This is a genomic window from [Eubacterium] eligens ATCC 27750, assembly GCF_000146185.1.
GTDB lineage: Bacteria > Bacillota > Clostridia > Lachnospirales > Lachnospiraceae > Lachnospira > Lachnospira eligens.
Window position 1 is genome coordinate 1,225,857 of record NC_012778.1, and the last position, 16,869, is coordinate 1,242,725.

13 protein-coding genes are annotated in these 16,869 nt (G+C 36.7%); 2 read left to right on the forward strand and 11 right to left on the reverse strand.

Features of this window, described 5'->3' with window-relative positions; translation table 11 throughout:
• Positions 1–4 precede the first annotated feature (4 nt).
• The 3 genes from EUBELI_RS05865 to EUBELI_RS05875 are packed head-to-tail and all read right to left on the reverse strand — an operon-like array spanning position 5 to position 2,802.
• Positions 5–1,495, reverse strand: coding sequence for a HAMP domain-containing sensor histidine kinase (locus EUBELI_RS05865; protein WP_012739446.1), 1,491 nt, complete (start codon positions 1,493–1,495; stop codon positions 5–7).
• The gene (locus EUBELI_RS05870) at positions 1,488–2,177 is read right to left on the reverse strand and encodes a response regulator transcription factor (protein WP_041688125.1); all 690 of its coding nucleotides are present in this window, start codon (positions 2,175–2,177) and stop codon (positions 1,488–1,490) included. Before EUBELI_RS05870 ends, EUBELI_RS05865 begins: the two co-directional genes overlap by 8 nt.
• A 19-nt stretch (positions 2,178–2,196) precedes the next feature.
• Positions 2,197–2,802 (reverse strand): helix-hairpin-helix domain-containing protein, encoded by a 606-nt coding sequence (locus EUBELI_RS05875; protein WP_012739448.1) that lies wholly within the window; start codon positions 2,800–2,802, stop codon positions 2,197–2,199.
• A 160-nt stretch (positions 2,803–2,962) separates the two neighbouring features.
• Here EUBELI_RS05875 and EUBELI_RS05880 point away from each other — a divergent pair, with 160 nt between their 5' ends.
• Positions 2,963–5,689, forward strand: a complete 2,727-nt coding sequence (locus EUBELI_RS05880; RefSeq protein WP_012739449.1) for a YfhO family protein — start codon at positions 2,963–2,965, stop codon at positions 5,687–5,689.
• The gene (gene argH, locus EUBELI_RS05885) at positions 5,690–7,066 is read left to right on the forward strand and encodes an argininosuccinate lyase (protein WP_012739450.1); all 1,377 of its coding nucleotides are present in this window, start codon (positions 5,690–5,692) and stop codon (positions 7,064–7,066) included.
• Between the two features lie 527 nt (positions 7,067–7,593).
• Here the strand turns inward: argH and EUBELI_RS05890 are convergent.
• From EUBELI_RS05890 to EUBELI_RS05925, 8 genes are all read right to left on the reverse strand, one after another.
• Positions 7,594–9,903 carry a DNA gyrase/topoisomerase IV subunit A gene (locus EUBELI_RS05890; RefSeq protein WP_012739451.1) on the reverse strand — a complete coding sequence of 770 codons (2,310 nt, stop codon included), beginning with the start codon at positions 9,901–9,903 and terminating at the stop codon, positions 7,594–7,596.
• A gap of 18 nt (positions 9,904–9,921) precedes the next feature.
• Positions 9,922–11,838 (reverse strand): DNA gyrase/topoisomerase IV subunit B, encoded by a 1,917-nt coding sequence (locus tag EUBELI_RS05895; RefSeq protein WP_012739452.1) that lies wholly within the window; start codon positions 11,836–11,838, stop codon positions 9,922–9,924.
• 17 nt (positions 11,839–11,855) lie between these two features.
• Positions 11,856–12,854, reverse strand: a complete 999-nt coding sequence (locus tag EUBELI_RS05900; RefSeq protein ID WP_012739453.1) for a peptidylprolyl isomerase — start codon at positions 12,852–12,854, stop codon at positions 11,856–11,858.
• A 16-nt stretch (positions 12,855–12,870) separates the two neighbouring features.
• On the reverse strand, positions 12,871–13,350 hold the full coding sequence (gene rlmH / locus EUBELI_RS05905; RefSeq protein ID WP_012739454.1) for a 23S rRNA (pseudouridine(1915)-N(3))-methyltransferase RlmH: 480 nt from the start codon (positions 13,348–13,350) through the stop codon (positions 12,871–12,873).
• A gap of 5 nt (positions 13,351–13,355) precedes the next feature.
• Positions 13,356–13,619: a hypothetical protein gene (locus EUBELI_RS05910; RefSeq protein WP_012739455.1), complete on the reverse strand. Its 264-nt coding sequence runs from the start codon at positions 13,617–13,619 to the stop codon at positions 13,356–13,358.
• A 13-nt stretch (positions 13,620–13,632) separates the two neighbouring features.
• Complete coding sequence (locus tag EUBELI_RS05915; RefSeq protein ID WP_012739456.1) at positions 13,633–14,415, reverse strand: Cof-type HAD-IIB family hydrolase; 783 nt, start codon at positions 14,413–14,415, stop codon at positions 13,633–13,635.
• 11 nt (positions 14,416–14,426) lie between these two features.
• Positions 14,427–14,990 carry a Maf family protein gene (locus EUBELI_RS05920; RefSeq protein ID WP_012739457.1) on the reverse strand — a complete coding sequence of 188 codons (564 nt, stop codon included), beginning with the start codon at positions 14,988–14,990 and terminating at the stop codon, positions 14,427–14,429.
• A 160-nt stretch (positions 14,991–15,150) separates the two neighbouring features.
• Complete coding sequence (locus EUBELI_RS05925) at positions 15,151–16,695, reverse strand: hypothetical protein (RefSeq protein WP_012739458.1); 1,545 nt, start codon at positions 16,693–16,695, stop codon at positions 15,151–15,153.
• Positions 16,696–16,869 lie beyond the last annotated feature (174 nt).

A 16,869-nucleotide genomic window follows, 5' to 3' on the forward strand; every position in this document is an offset into this window, starting at 1 on the left:
AGCATTATTGTACTTCTACATAATTAAGAGGTACTCTCATTGTAAATGTAGTTCCTATATTTTCCTCACTATGAACTTTTATTGTTCCATGGTGTAAAAGTATTATATTTCTCACAATAGCAAGTCCCAGTCCTGTTCCACCTGTTTCTCTTGACCTTGCCTTATCAACCCTGTAGAATCTCTCAAATATCTTATTCTGGCTTTCCTCTGGTATTCCTATTCCTGAATCTTCAACTCTTATATAGAAATACTGATAATCCGCATTTAAAGATACATGTACCCAGCCATCATCTACATTATATTTTATAGCATTCTCTACAAGATTAGATATAACCTGAGTCATTTTAACTTCATCTATCTGTGCAACTACTGGTCTGAAGCTCTCAAACAGCAGTTCAATATTCTTCTTCTGGGCTATAGGCTTAAGTCTTTTAAGTGTCATCTCAAGTAATTCATTCATATTAACTGAGGTAATATTAAGTGTTGCTGTTGTCTTATCCATCCTTACCAGAGTAAGCAGATCTTCAATAATCTTACTCTCTCTGTCAATTTCAGTGACAATATCCTGCATAAATTCCTGATATACTTCAATCGGAACATTCTCTTGTGTGTTAAGAGACTCCGCAAGGACCTTTATCGAAGTAATAGGTGTCTTAAGTTCATGTGACACATTTGAAACAAATTCTGCTCTTGACTGGTCTGTCTCATTAGCCTTGTCCATAATTCCATTAAAATCCTCTGCTATCTCACGGATTTCAGTATATCCCTTCAGAGGAATACGCTCATCATTATGGCCTGCATTAACATTAGCCATTATATCTATTATTCTTCTTACCGGTCTGTTAAGAAAATGTAACAAAACAATTAATGCTATAAGACATATTGTAATAATTATAACCTTAATATTATTATTCTGACTATTCACATTCATAAACAATGAATCAATTTCCGTATAATCAAGGTCTGCAACAAGTACTGCAATAAAATCACCTTCATCATTATATACAGGTGTTACAGCCTGTATATCTCCAGACTTATAATCATACACTGTGCTGGTTTTATGACTGACAACAGTATCAAAAACCTTTGAATTAATTATGGTCTTCCCATAATCTGTTGAATAAGTATCTGCATAAACATTATAATTCAAATCAACGATTCTTATTCTTATCTGGTTCATTGCTGAATAACTGTTAAGCCTGCTTCCCATGCCAGACAATTCAGCATCATGAAGTCCTGCATAGCCTGCATACTCAGCCGCAATAAGAATTGCTTCATTCTGTACAACCGCCTTCTGTCGTGTTATTACAGACTCTTTATATATATACTCAAAGCCTTCAAATGTACCTATAACAGCTGCAGTTATTATAACTGCACTTACAACAAACTGTATTACTGTATATCTTCTTATAAATTTCAGAAAATTATCAAAAATTCTTATCCATACGATTTTTCTACGATTAATTTCCTTTTTATTTTTATTTTTATTAAACATTAAAGTAATATCCTACTCCCCACTTTGTATGAACATACTTAGGTTCACTTGGATTATTCTCAATCTTTTCCCTAAGTCTTCTCATGTGGACATCCACGGTTCTTGCATCTCCTGTATAATCCTGTCCCCATACAGCCTTTAACAGGTTGTCACGGCTATACACTTTTCCCGGATTAACAGCAAGTATCTCCAGCAAGTCAAATTCTTTTGCAGTAAGATTGATTTCCTTATCTGCAATATATAGACTTCTGCTGTCACAGTCAATTTTCATATCTCCTGCTTTTATCACATTACTTTTCTGTTCCTTTTGGGTTATTGATGAATTACGCCTTAAAATAGCTTTCATTCTTGCTTTCACTTCAAGAATATTAAAAGGCTTTGTTATATAATCATCCGCTCCATAATCAAGTCCCAGAATTTTATCCATGTCATCACCTTTTGCTGTCAGCATAATGATAGGAACATTAGAAAATTCCCTTATCTGCTGGCATACTGATAATCCATCCAGTTTAGGAAGCATAATATCGAGAAGGATAATGTCATATTTGTTGTTTCTGACATATTCAAGAGCCTCTTCCCCGTCATATGCACAGTCAACCTCACTGTAATCCTGCATAAGACTGAATTTAAGTCCCTTAACTATCATTTTCTCATCATCAACAACCAATACTCTGCCTGCCATATCCTTCTCCTTTTTCTTTTTATACACTTATATAATTCTTAATTTTATTAAATGCGGACTCTTTTATCCCGGATACCTTCATTATATCCTCAATCCTGTCAAATCTGCCATTAGTATTCCTGTAATTAATTATGTCTGCCGCTCTTGAACTTCCAATTCCCGGAAGAGTCATAAGCTCATTCTCCGTTGCCCTGTTAATATTAACCAGTCCTGAGGTTGACACTGTACCATCAGTTTCTGATATATGTTCACTTTCACAGGGTATATATACCCTGTCACCATCAGAAAGAATACCAGCCATATTAAGAGCTGCTGTGTCAGCGCATTCAGCCATACCACCTGCCATCTGTACTGCCTCATACATTCTTGTTCCTGCAGCACATTTTATAACTCCTGGTTCAAGCACATCTCCACATACATATACATATATATCATTCTCTGCCTGCACTTCATCCGTGCATTCTTCATTCTCTGTGTCTGCCTGTGTTATTATAACTGTATTCCCATACTCACGCTTCTTCTGTCCGGCAGAAAAATATACAGTTCCTGTAACCAGCAATACAACTGCGCACATACAGTATTTAACAGTTTCTTTATGTTTAACAAATATTCTTTTATAATTCATGTACAATCTCCTTAACTTACAGGTCAAGGAAATTCCCTTTGCGTACCTTTATATTTTACAGAATTGTTACAACGAATACAAGCCTAATTTTAGTTTAAATGTTTACACATTTTTTGTTCTTTGGTAAAATGTTACTATTATCGGCTAAGGGAGGAAAGCCATGACATCTTCAAAGAAATCAATTCTTAATTCTAATCTGACTTATGTAATAGCATTTGTGCTTCCTTTAATTATGATGGCAGCACTCTATTATACCCGGGAAATATTTCCATGGGGAAGCGACTGCTATCTAAGATCAGACATGTATCACCAGTATGCCCCTTTCTTTTCGGAATTGTGGCACAAGATAAGGAATGGTGAAAGTCTTACCTATTCATGGGATATTGGTATGGGAACCAACTTTACATCATTATATGCGTATTATCTTGCCAGTCCTGCGAACTGGTTTATTGTATTATTTCCGCAGAAATATATGATTGAAATTATGAATTCCCTTATCATATTAAAAATTGCCGGCAGCAGTCTTGCAATAACATATTACATAACCAGACATTTCGATACTAAAAACTGTGTGGCTGCTCTGTTTGGCATGTTCTATGGAATGTCCGGATTCATTGCAGCATACAGCTGGAACATCATGTGGCTTGACTGCGTAATATTATTACCACTAATAATGCTTGGTCTTGAACGACTTGTTAATGAAAATAAATGTATCTTCTACTGTATAACACTGGGATTATGTATATTTACCAACTATTATATTTCAATCATGGTATGTATTTCTGTTGTTATTTACTTTATCATACTTATGATTTCATATAATGGTCCGGTAAGCATATTACAATATGTAAAGAAATTCATTAATTTCTGTATATATTCACTCCTCGCAGGTGGACTTGGTGCCTGCCTTTTACTGCCGGAATTTTATACATTTTCTTTATCTGCATCAAGTGACACTTCATTTCCTGCACAGTTAAAATCATATTTCAGCATACTTTCAATGCTTACAAGGCAGCTTATTAATGTTCCTGTCCATCTCGGACTTGAACATTTTCCTAACATATATTGTGGTGTTGCTGTATTTTTGCTTATTCCGCTCTATGTTATGTGCAAAAAAATCAATGCCCGTGAAAAAATTGGAAAATGTATAATTCTTCTGATTTTCTTAACAGCATTTAACCTCAATATACCTAATTATATATGGCACGGACTGCATTTTCCAAACAGTCTTCCATGCAGACAGTCTTTTATCTACATATTTTTTGTTCTTACTATGTGTTTTGAGGCTGTATATAATATAAAAGAGTTATCTAATAAACAGATTGGTACTTCATTATGGATTTCAATCGGTCTGCTTGTTCTTTTTGAACAGTTATTTATGGCGGATGGAAGTACTTATTCATTCAAGATTGCATATGTAAGTGGAATATTCATATTGTTATATGCTCTTCTTATGTTTATTAACAATAATGCAAAGCTTAAAATACCGCTTGTACTTCTGCTTACATTTTCTGTATCAATCATAGAATGTACTCTTAATATGGATTCGACAGGTATCGGTACAACGAGCCGTACATCATATCTTCTTGATTATGATGCAGTAAAGACTGTTACTAAAACAGTTGCTGATAACGACGATTCATTTTACCGTATGGACAAGCTTTTTGGTGCAAGAACCAAAAATGATGGTGCATGGCATAATTACAAAACTGTATCCACATTTTCTTCTACATGTAATGCAGGTATGTCAAAACTATTCAATTATCTTGGTTTAGAGAATTCAACCAATGCATATGGATGCAATGGTCTCACAGAAGTAACTGATATGATATTCTCTGTTAAATATACCATAAGCAACAAGCTTCTTGCAGAAAGTAATTTAAGAAGCTACTATACAGGAAGTGACGGTGAGTTCATATATAAAAATAATTATACTCTTCCGATAGGATTTGCTATTAATGAACAGTCTGCTTCCAAAATGAATTTCATGACTGCCAATAACGGTATTGAAAACCAGAATCTTATGATTCAGAATATGACAGGGATAAGTGATGTATTCACTGTAGTTGATGAATTTCCTAACGAATCAGACTGTACTATAAAGCCACAAAAAGATGGACATTTGTATCTTATAGCTGCCAACCAGTCCGTTGATTACATAACCGTAACGCTTAATAATTCAGACAAATCTTATTCTTACAGTAACTTAAAGAGTAATAACAGAATTATTGATGTAGGTTATATCACAAAATCTGACACAGTGGAAGTTACCGCCGAAACAGGTATGAATCTTACTGCTTATATGCTTGATTCTGATAAGTTAATCAAGGCTTACAATATTCTCAATGCAGAAAGTTATCAGGTTGATTCATATACAGATACTCATTTTAAAGGATCAATCAGCTTATCTTCTGACAAGACTGTTCTGTTTTCTATTCCGTACGATGCCGGATGGTCTGTATATGTTGATGGCAAACGTGTAGATACATTTGTATGGAAGAACGCTTTGTTATGTGTTGATGTTCCAGCCGGAACACACTCACTTGAATTAAGGTATGTTCCACACAATTTAATATTGGGTTGCGTTTTAACTGCATTTAGCATTATTATATTGATTGGCATATATGTGTCTGCCCGTCTTATAAGGAACGGCAGAATACATACTTATAACTGGCCTGTTTTCATCAGAAAGTATCTTGAACTTCCTGTTATAGAATCTGTTGCAGAATCTCATTCTGATAATGAGGACTACAATTTCCTTAATAAGAATATACAAGAAACTATTCTTGATGAAATGAATGATTTTGATAATCTCGAATCTCCGGATTTCGAAGATGATACATCAGATTATAATTTAAAAGACAATGAAACCAAGGAGGATTTATAAATGAAATTATGGGGTGGACGATTCACCAAAGAAACTAATGAGCTTGTCAACAACTTCAACGCATCAATTTCATTTGACCAGAAGTTCTATAAGCAGGATATTGAAGGAAGTATTGCACATGCTACTATGCTCGGCAAGCAGGGAATTATTCCTGAAAGCGAAAGTGAGCAGATTGTAGAAGGTCTTAAGGGAATTCTTGCTGATATTGAATCAGGAAAGCTTGAAATCACTGATGAATACGAGGATATCCATACATTTATGGAGGCTACTCTTATTGAGAGAATCGGTGATGCCGGAAAGAGACTTCACACAGGACGAAGCAGAAATGACCAGGTTGCTCTTGATATGAGACTTTTCACAAGACAGGAAGTTCTTAATACTGATGCTGAGCTTAAAGAGCTTATGGCTGTTATCTTAAGAATCATGAAAGAAAATACACATACATTTATGCCTGGTTTTACTCATCTTCAGAAGGCACAGCCTGTTACTGTTGCTCATCATTTCGGTGCATATTTCGAAATGTTCAAGCGCGACAGAAGCAGACTTCACGATATATATGAAAGAATGAATTACTGCCCTCTTGGTGCAGGCGCACTTGCAGGAACAACTTATCCATTAGACAGAGAACTTACTGCTTCTCTTCTTGGTTTCTACGGCCCAACACTCAACAGTATGGATTCTGTTTCTGACAGAGATTATCTTATTGAATTCTTATCTGCATTATCAACTATCATGATGCATTTAAGCCGTTTCTCTGAGGAAATATGCATCTGGAATTCTAATGAATACAGATTCATAGAACTTGATGACGCTTTCAGTACAGGAAGCTCTATTATGCCTCAGAAGAAGAACCCTGATATTGCAGAGCTTGTAAGAGGTAAGACAGGCAGAGTATATGGTGCTCTTATAAGTCTCCTTACAACAATGAAGGGTATTCCTCTTGCTTACAATAAAGATATGCAGGAAGATAAGGAATTATCATTTGACGCATTTGACACAGCTAAAGGTTGCATCAGCCTTTTCAAGGGCATGATTGATACTATGAAATTCAACAACAAGAGAATGGAAGCTTCAGCAAAGAACGGCTTCACTAATGCTACTGATGCTGCTGACTATCTTGTTAAGAAGGGGGTTCCTTTCAGAGAAGCCCACGGTATTGTCGGTCAGCTTGTTCTTATGTGCATTGAGAAGAATATCGCACTTGATGACCTTTCACTTGACGAATACAAGGCTGTAAGCCCTGTATTTGATGAAGATATCTACGAGGCAATCAGCCTTCAGACTTGTGTAGATAAGAGACTTACTCTTGGAGCTCCTGGTCCAGAGGTTATGAATAAGGTTATTGCTATTTATGATAAATATATGGAAGAGAATTAAATAGTATTTCGGGGTCGTACAGTCTGTGAGTCAAGCATTAGTGCCAACTTTAGGTAAGCTTACATGCCGTTGTCCCTAACGCTTAACTCACAGACACTACCACCGCGAAGTACCGATTTTGATTCATGCCATATGTCTCCAGTATAAAAAAAGGTATGGATAATCCCATACCATATTCTGACTAACAAAGTGACCTCGCTGGTCAAATTATTCTTTCAAATGTAGTCTCGCCAACCCAAAAACAATTTAACTAACTATCCATTTATATTTTAGAAAAATATACTTTTTTAAGGGTGGTCATGTCGAAGAAGTGCTTCACACCATCACAACTAAATTGTAAGCTATCCGTGTGGGTGTTATGCCGCCATATACAAAAGTTCGGTGCTGGAAATCTCGTTCAAGCGAAGCGCGTTTGATTTCCAGCACCGTTATAAACTCTGTATATGGCGGCATTTACAGCCACTAGGACCGCTTACCTTAGTTGTGATGGTGTGAAGCACTTCTTCGACTCTCCAACCGTTAAACAACTATACTCTTATCTTAGTCCCCTTAGTATCCCTGTGTGCCGTCTTCATCTTGGCAAAGCTGATACTCTTGCCCTTATATTCCATTGTGAACTCGTCACCTTCTGTAAGCAGGAATACATCTTCTATATAATCATCTTTTGAAAGCTTGATTCCTCTTACGCCAACAGCACTCTTCTTCTTCATTGGAATATCTGTTAATGGGAACTTTAAGAACACTCCATTTTCTGTCTGTACAATTACATTCTGGTTGCTCTCGACAACCTCTTCTTCCTTGATTTCTCCATCAAGTGAGAACTTTGAATAAATCTCTACTCTTGCGTCTGTTGAATACATTCCGATAAGTTTATCGTCATCTGCTAATTTTGTACATGCAACTGTACGCTTTGCAACCTGGAATTCTTCGCTGTCTACAAGCTTCATCATTCCCTGTCTTGTAACAAAAAGCATTTTCTGATTCTTAAGTCGTTCAAATGGAGTAATGTACACAATTATCTCCTTAGAACTGTCATAGTTACACAGATTATCAATCGGTGTGCCTTTATCTCTGAACTTAGTGAATGGCAGATCCTTTATCTTTAACTGGTGCAGATCTCCCGTATCAGTAAATATGCAGATTTTATCTGTGTTCATTACCGGAATGACATATTTGTTCTCATTAAATACAGCATCTTTATTTCTCTCAAATGCAGCCATATCAATGGTTCTTGCATATCCGAATCTGTCCATAATAAACATAACTTCCATCTCTGGAATCTTCTTTTCCTCAAATACAGCAGCTTCTCCGTCTTCAATTACAGTTCTTCTTTCAACACCATATTCCTTTTTAATATTAAGAAGGTCAGCCTTGATAACCTTAGCCATCTCTTTTCTGCTGCCAAGTATCTTTTCATACTTCTCAATCTTCTTGACACATTCATCATATTCTTTCTGAAGATTAAGAATTTCAAGGCCAATCAGCTTGTACAGACGCATTTCCAATATTGCGCCAGCCTGTCTTTCTGTGAAATCAAGACCTGCAGCCTGCTTTTTTGACTGCTCTGACTTAAACTTGATTCCCTCAACATTACCATTAACAAGGCAGTCCTTAGCCATCTTAAGATTAGCACTGCCTCGTAATATCTCGATAATAAGGTCAATAATATCACATGCTCTTATAAGACCTTCCTTAATCTCCCTGTTAGCCTTCTCCTTTTCAAGAAGTGTTGTGTACTTTCTTGTAGCAAGCTCATACTGGAAATTAATGTGGTGTTTTATTATATCCTTAATACCTAAGGTCTCAGGTCTTCCATCAACGATAGCCAGCATATTTACGCCAAATGTATCTTCCAACTTGGTCTTCTTGTAAAGAAGATTTTCAAGATTCTTGACATCAGCGTTCTTCTTAAGTTCAAGGACAATTCTTATTCCTTCCTTAGAAGATTCATTGGAAATGTCGACAATATCGGTAGTTTTCTTAGTCTCTATAAGGCTTACAACATCAGATATAAATTTACCTATGTTAGCACCAATCATTGTATATGGAATCTCTGTAATAACAAGCTTGTCCTTCTCAGAACGGTTCTTGGCAGGCTCGAATATGACCTTGCCTCTTAACTTAATCTTACCTGTTCCAGTCTCATATATTGCACCAAGCTCGCTTTTATTAATTACAATTCCGCCTGTAGGAAAATCCGGTCCAGGGCAGAGCTGCATAAGCTCGTCTGTTGTGATATCCTCATTATCCATATATGCACATACTGCATCAACAACCTCTGAAAGATTGTGTGGAGGGATATTAGTTGTCATACCAACCGCAATACCATCTGCACCATTTACAAGCAGATTAGGTACTCTTACAGGAAGAACCTCAGGCTCTTTTTCTGTCTCATCAAAGTTAGGCACGAAATCCACAACATTTTTATCAAGGTCAGCAAGATATACGTCCTGTGTGAACTTTTTTAACTTAGCTTCTGTATATCGCATAGCGGCAGCTCCGTCACCTTCGATAGAACCGAAGTTTCCGTGTCCGTCAACAAGAGCCATACCCTTCTTAAAATCCTGTGAAAGTACAACGAGTGTCTCATATATTGAACTGTCACCATGTGGATGGTATTTACCCATTGTATCACCAACGATACGTGCAGACTTTCTGTGAGGCTTGTCGTAATTAAGCCCCAACCGGTCCATGGCATACAGCACTCTTCTCTGTACCGGCTTTAAACCGTCTCTTACATCAGGAAGTGCTCTTGCTGTAATAACACTCATGGAATAATCTATATAGGACTTCTGCATAACCTCAGAATACTCAGTCCTTATAATCTTCTCAGCCATTTTCTACTCCTTTAGCTTTTACGCATCAATCTCAGCTTCATTAGCATGCGTATATATAAATTCTCTTCTAGGTGGTACATCTGTACCCATAAGCATTGCTGTAACCTCAGTTGCAAGCCTTGCGTCCTCAATCTCAACCTGCTTTAAAATTCTTGTTTCAGGATTAAGAGTTGTCTCCCATAGCTGGTCAGGATCCATCTCTCCAAGACCTTTGTATCTCTGAAGTGTAAATGTTCCTGACGTATGCTTCTTTCTGTAATCCTCAAGTGCCTTGTCATCATATAGATATTCACCCTCGCCCTTCTTAGGAACAACCTTGTAAAGAGGTGGTGTAGCAATATATACATGTCCCTGATTAATAAGCTCAGGCATGAATCTGTAGAAAAATGTAAGAAGCAGTGTATCAATATGTGCTCCATCCACATCGGCATCAGTCATGATAATAATCTTATTATATCTTAATCTGCTAATATCAAAGTCATTACCGTAGCCCTCTAAGAATCCACAGTTGAATGAATTAATCATTGTCTTAATCTCGGCATTGGCAAGTACCTTATCAATACTTGCCTTTTCAACATTAAGAATCTTACCTCTGATTGGAAGAATTGCCTGAGTTCTTCTGTTTCTTGCAGTCTTTGCTGAACCTCCGGCTGAATCTCCCTCTACAATGAATACCTCACATTCCTCCGGATTCTTACTCTCACAATTAGCAAGCTTTCCGTTGCTGTCTATAGAGAACTTCTGCTTTGTAAGCATATTTGTCTTGGCCTTTTCTTCTGCTTTTCTTATCTTCGCAGATTTTTCAGCGCATGCAATTACAGCGTTAAGATCGTCCAAATGTCTGTCGAAATAAAGCTGTACCTCGTCACCTGTTACATTTGCAACAACTGTACCAGCATCCGGATTATCAAGCTTGGTCTTGGTCTGTCCCTCAAATCTTGGCGCAGGATGCTTAACTGCAACAACTGCAGTCATACCATTTCTTACATCAAGACCTGTAAAATTCGCATCCTTATCCTTTAAGATGCCAAGTTCTCTCGCATACTGGTTGATAATCATTGTAAACTTGGTCTTAAAGCCTGTAATATGCGTTCCACCCTCCTGAGTGTATATGTTATTACAGAAGCCAAGAATATTTTCCTCAAATTCATTAACAAACTGAAATGCTACTTCAACCTCAATATCTTCCTGCTTCTTCTTAAAGTAGACGATATCGCATACTGTCTCTTTGCCATTGTTAAGGTCTTTGATATATGCCTTAAGTCCGTCAGGCTCATGGAAAGTTTCCTTATCCTCGCTGCCCTTTCTCTTATCTTCAAACTCAATTGTAAGCCCCGGATTAAGATATGCAGTCTCATGAAGCCTGCTCTTTATCGAGTCTGCTTTGAATCTTGTCTTTTCAAATATTTCTCCATCAGGAAGAAATGTAACAGTTGTACCAGTATCATTTTTTCTGCATGTACCAATCTTTTCAAGCGGCGCTGTTGCTTTTCCACGCTCGTATCTTTGCTTGTACACTCCACCGTCAACTCTTATCTCAACCTCAAGCCATACAGAAAGTGCATTAACAACAGACGCACCAACTCCATGAAGTCCTCCTGATATCTTATATCCGCCATCTCCGAACTTACCGCCTGCATGAAGTACTGTAAATACAACCTCAACCGCAGGTATTCCGGCTTTAGGGTGTATTCCTATAGGAATGCCTCGTCCATTATCCTTGATAGTTGCTGTTCCATCATCATTAAGAGTTACATTTATCTGTGTACAAAAACCTGCTAGATGCTCATCCACTGAATTATCCGCAATCTCATATATAAGATGATTAAGTCCCTTAGTTCCAACACTTCCAATATACATACCCGGTCTCATTCTTACCGCTTCAAGACCTTCCAGTATTGATATACTGTTAGCATCATATTTATTAGCTGCCATTATTAATTACGCTCCTCTTACTTTCCAAAATATGTGTTAAAAATATCTTCAAAGCAGCTATCTAATGTGTAACCATCTCTGATACTTAATTTTTTCCACGCATTGTTATTAAATTCCATATAAAGACCGGCTTCATATTTTTCGAAATCAGCATTAAACTTCTCTAACTTTCTTTTTTCAAGAATAGCCGTCTTATTAACCTCTGTCTTAGCTTTATCATTATCTGATGTACATCTGATAATATAATATCTGCCCTCTGCTTTAACAACCTTACTCATTTCACCTGTTGCTAAATCAAAAGCTGCTTTTTCAAATGTGCTGTCCATTTCACCACGCTTTAACTCATACTCATATTCGCCATCTGCATTACATTCTTTTGCAACTGCAAAAAATGAACTTCCTGAATTAACAAGATTATATGCTTTATTAATCTCTTCCTCAGAATCTGAAACAATATACTGAATATCAATAACTCTAGCTTCATCAGCACTTACTTCTATATCCATTTCAGAAGTTATATCTGAATATAATTTTTTTGCAATTGCAAATTCTGTGAACATATCACTAAGTTTTTTCTTAGTAATCCCAGTATTACTAATCTGCGTTTCAGAAAGACCATTATAATATGCATCAACAGCCTTGCTAACTGAATCCTTCTCATCTCTTCCAAGGACTACTCCCTTTTCTTTTGCCTTTGCATTCATTGCCTTGACACGCATAAGCTTACTCTTTATCTGATCTTTTATATAACTTTCGAAATCTGCATCACCAACATTTTCTTTCCAGATACTGCTGCCAAACATTTCCTCATATTCTTTTTTTACATCTGACATAAGTATTTCTGCTTCACATGTATATGTCACTTTCTGACCTGTAGTTTTTATAAGCTCGTCATCCTTCATTCCCATAGTAAAATATACTGGTTTTCCATTAAAAAACCTGATATATCCTGTTATAAGAAGCGCAACTACAAGAAATACTGCTATAATTACAATTGTTTTCTTTCTTCTTTTCATAATCCATCCTCTTTAACTACTTGTGATATGGCTCATTCTTCATAATCCTGTAAGCCCTGTATATCTGTTCCAAAAGAATAACTCTCATAAGCTGATGTGGAAATGTCATTTTTGAAAAACTCAGCTTATAATCTGCCCTTTTTAGGACTGCATCTGCCAGTCCCAAAGAGCCTCCTATTACAAATGTTATGTTGCTTGTTCCGTCTATTCCAAGTCTGTCAATCTTTTCTGATAGTTCAACAGAATCAAGCATTTTTCCTTCTATTGCAAGTGCGCATACATAAGCATCATCTTTAATGGCAGAAAGGATTCTCTCCCCTTCCTTGTTCTTAATCTGCTCGTTGACAACATCACTTGCATTATCCGGTGTTTTCTCATCAGGCAGCTCTACAATATCGAGCTTACAATATCTTGAAAGTCTCTTGGAATACTCATCTACCGCCTGGGTATAAAATTTTTCTTTAATCTTACCTACACATACAACCGTAATACGCATATGTATTATCCTTCCACAAAGAAATATCCGCCATTATCAAGTTTGAATACTTCTAACTGCTCAAGAAGCTCATCATTACTTAATTCAGATACATCCATTCCTTCATCATCCATAACTTCTCTTAACTCTTTAATATCCTTGCAGTATACTGCCATGCAATCCTCTAAGAATTCCTTTGCTTCGTCTAAATCATATGCAACAGGCTCATCAAAAAGCTGTTTCTGGTCTCTTAAAAATACCTTTGCGCATTCATCAATATGCTTATCCATAACTTAAGTCTCCTTATCTTATCTCCTTAAATTGTTCTCTTAATGTTCCTTCTACCCATCCTGTTATGAAACGCCCATGTTTCTTAACATCATCTACAGCTTTCTCCATAACATATGAGTAATACACATTGTCAAGCATTGCAATATCATTATAGTTATCACCAAATGCCATACATTCTTCAGGTTTTAGTCCAAAATACTGCTGAACCTGCTCAATTCCTCTTCCTTTATTAACATTAGTGTCCATAAGGTCTAAGTAAAGTTCTCCCGATACAAGTACTGAAGCCTTATCACTCCATTTGTTAATAAAATGCTCTTTAGAGTTCTTAATTCCTGTCATATCACATACAGCTATCTTTAATATATCCTCATCAATGTCTGTAAACTTATCGACTAATGTTGTATGGTAATTGACCACCTTGGTCATTCTGTAATAATATTCTTCTGACTTAGGTTTAATATATGCCGTATGTTCTCCTGATACAAGCACCTCACAATTTGGCTGTTCAATTACATCCTCAATTATCTCTAATGCAAGTTTCCGCTCCATTGGAGTCTTACCAATAGTTTTTCCCCTGTATTCTACAAGAGCACCATTCTCCGCAATATATGCAAGCCTATCACTGACAACTCCAAAAAGTCTCTTAAGACTCGTTATCTGCCTGCCACTAGCCGGTGCAAATATAACTCCATTATCAACAAGCTTATTAATATACTGTACCGCAGATTCATCAACACTCTGCGCTCCATTTAGAAGCAATGTCCCATCAAGGTCACTTGCTACGAATTTAACCATATATTTTCTCCTTAAAATACTTTAAGCTCATGTACAAGTCTTGCTACAGGCAGACCGACAACATTATTATAGTCGCCTTCAATACCCTTAATGTATGCTGCAAATTTCCCCTGAATACCATATGCACCAGCCTTGTCCATAGGCTCTCCTGTATTTATGTAATCCCCGATTTCTTCATCCGTCATATCATATACCCATACATCAGTTTTTTCGTAAAAGCTTACATTCTTGTGTGCACTGCATATAGTTACTCCTGTATACACCTGATGAATCTCACCCTCTAAAGACTTAAGTATTCTGAATGCATCCTCTTCATCCTCCGGCTTGGTAAGAATCTCTCCCTTATGGTAAACAATAGTATCTGCACCTATGACGATTACAGAATCCTCTTTATCAGCATATTGCTCTAATACAGACTGTGCCTTAATAGCAGATAACTCTCTTACATAATCTTCAGGCTCCATCTCTTTAATATTCTCATCTGCATCACTTGTAACAACAGTAAAATCAAGTCCTACCTGACTCATTAATTCTCTTCGTCTTGGTGAACCCGATGCAAGTATCAAACGTTTCATAAAACTTCCATCTCCTTGTTCTTCACTGTATTTTGTGTTCAGAGCCTATTTCGACTCATACATATTGCATTATAACATAAAAAAACAGCGTGCTTCAATACCACTTCAACAAAAAAGGCACAACATTACTGCTGTGCCCCTCTGATATCATTAACATTTATTATCTTTTATCGTTCTTTTTGCTTATCACAATAACAGTTCCAGAGATAACAGCTGCTACCACAAGAATCACGATATATACCCATACATGATTATTATCACCAGTCTTTATGACCTCTTCATCAGCCGCAACTTCACCTGTTTTTCTGACTCTTGAGCCATCAACAGTCTCATTCTCTTTTCCTGTAACCAATTCCTCATCTCCTGCAACTTCACCTGTCTTCTTTATAACCTGTGCTGATGAAGTTGTATGTTCTTTTGTCTGTTTATTAAAATCAACTGTTGTTTCATTTGGCTTTGTTGGCTTAGTTTCCTTACCTGCATCAATCGTTGTCTTATTCGACTTTGTTGTTTCCTGTGCAGCTGTTGTCTCATCAGCCTGTGTTGTCTCCTGCGCAGCTGTTGTCTCATTCGACTTTGTTGTCTCCTGTGCAGTTGTTGTCTTATCAGCCTGTGTTGTCTCTGATGAAGACTCTGCTGCAGAAGTTGTTTCCTTCTGTGTTGTCTCCTGCTGCTGATTGTCCGATATAAAATGCATTTGTCCATTAACATTAACAAATGACTTAGAAAGTGTTCTTCCGTTACATGTAGATGTTAAAGTAACATCTGCTTTTGGTGCAACAACTATACCACATACCTCACCTATATTAATATGACCCGTTACATTAACAGCATTAAATATAACAGTATCTGATATATCAATATCTGTTAATCCACCTGTATTCTTACCATTAATACTGAATCTTTTAATATCTGCATCACCATCACCGCCAAGCAGATTGATAATAACAAACTGTCCTTGTGCTTTATTTGTTATATTGAGCTGTCCTTCTCCATAATAAGATGTAACCTCTTTTCCCTGCCAGTCAATATAATTATTAGCATACATATTTACCACTACAATCTGCTTATTCTTAAATGAAGAAAGATCAATCTTTCTCTCATCATATGCACTAATAACTATATCAGCCTCAGAATCCGGCGTATCTGCATATACCTTGAAATTATCATATACATTATCAAGTGCTGCAGTTACATCCATATAGTCCTCTGCATAATAAACATTGATTGTATCCTTACAGTTAGCGACATTAATAACAGCACCCGTTCTTTTCCCATCTGTATCCTTAATATAATATTTATTCTCTCTAGGTTCATAATCATAATCAGTTCCAAGTACAAGATTATTAAACGCATTCCTATCCACATTCACTTCTGATGAACCTGAATTATCGAAGCTCCTGATATATGTTGTTCCAACACTCATGTCAAGCCATGCACTCATCCACTGATCTGTTATTACAAGCTTGTTAGTAGCGAAACATGTCTGATTGTGATTAGCGTTCTTAAACTCTTCAGCAACTACACCATATGGTTTTGCTGTTCCAAGCAATTCATTAAGAATATCCTGTGTTTTTGAATATGCACCAGCTCTTATGGATGTACCTGTAATCACAGAACCCGCAACCACTGCAACTGTAAGAACACCAACTGCTGCCTTCTTAACCTTTGCACTCAAACCATTTAATCGTTTTCTAAAAAGCATTACTATCCCTCCAAAATTTCTGAACCAATAGTTTCCCCTTAACTATATTTCTTTCCCCTCCGAGCGTATAATATCATTAGTACCAAAGTACCGCATCCCCCCTTTTTGTGGGGTTAACTTTACATAAAAAAAATAACTCATGCCCCGGGCCACTATCATTCTAGTATATGTCCA

Bases quoted from the DNA above. Each gene is read 5' to 3' on its own strand.
- EUBELI_RS05865 (WP_012739446.1), bottom strand. From the start codon at position 1,495: ATGTTTAATAAAAATAAAAATAAAAAGGAAATTAATCGTAGAAAAATC.
- EUBELI_RS05870 (WP_041688125.1), bottom strand. From the start codon at position 2,177: ATGGCAGGCAGAGTATTGGTTGTTGATGATGAGAAAATGATAGTTAAG.
- EUBELI_RS05875 (WP_012739448.1), bottom strand. From the start codon at position 2,802: ATGAATTATAAAAGAATATTTGTTAAACATAAAGAAACTGTTAAATAC.
- EUBELI_RS05880 (WP_012739449.1), top strand. From the start codon at position 2,963: ATGACATCTTCAAAGAAATCAATTCTTAATTCTAATCTGACTTATGTA.
- argH (WP_012739450.1), top strand. From the start codon at position 5,690: ATGAAATTATGGGGTGGACGATTCACCAAAGAAACTAATGAGCTTGTC.
- EUBELI_RS05890 (WP_012739451.1), bottom strand. From the start codon at position 9,903: ATGGCTGAGAAGATTATAAGGACTGAGTATTCTGAGGTTATGCAGAAG.
- EUBELI_RS05895 (WP_012739452.1), bottom strand. From the start codon at position 11,838: ATGGCAGCTAATAAATATGATGCTAACAGTATATCAATACTGGAAGGT.
- EUBELI_RS05900 (WP_012739453.1), bottom strand. From the start codon at position 12,854: ATGAAAAGAAGAAAGAAAACAATTGTAATTATAGCAGTATTTCTTGTA.
- rlmH (WP_012739454.1), bottom strand. From the start codon at position 13,350: ATGCGTATTACGGTTGTATGTGTAGGTAAGATTAAAGAAAAATTTTAT.
- EUBELI_RS05910 (WP_012739455.1), bottom strand. From the start codon at position 13,619: ATGGATAAGCATATTGATGAATGCGCAAAGGTATTTTTAAGAGACCAG.
- EUBELI_RS05915 (WP_012739456.1), bottom strand. From the start codon at position 14,415: ATGGTTAAATTCGTAGCAAGTGACCTTGATGGGACATTGCTTCTAAAT.
- EUBELI_RS05920 (WP_012739457.1), bottom strand. From the start codon at position 14,990: ATGAAACGTTTGATACTTGCATCGGGTTCACCAAGACGAAGAGAATTA.
- EUBELI_RS05925 (WP_012739458.1), bottom strand. From the start codon at position 16,695: ATGCTTTTTAGAAAACGATTAAATGGTTTGAGTGCAAAGGTTAAGAAG.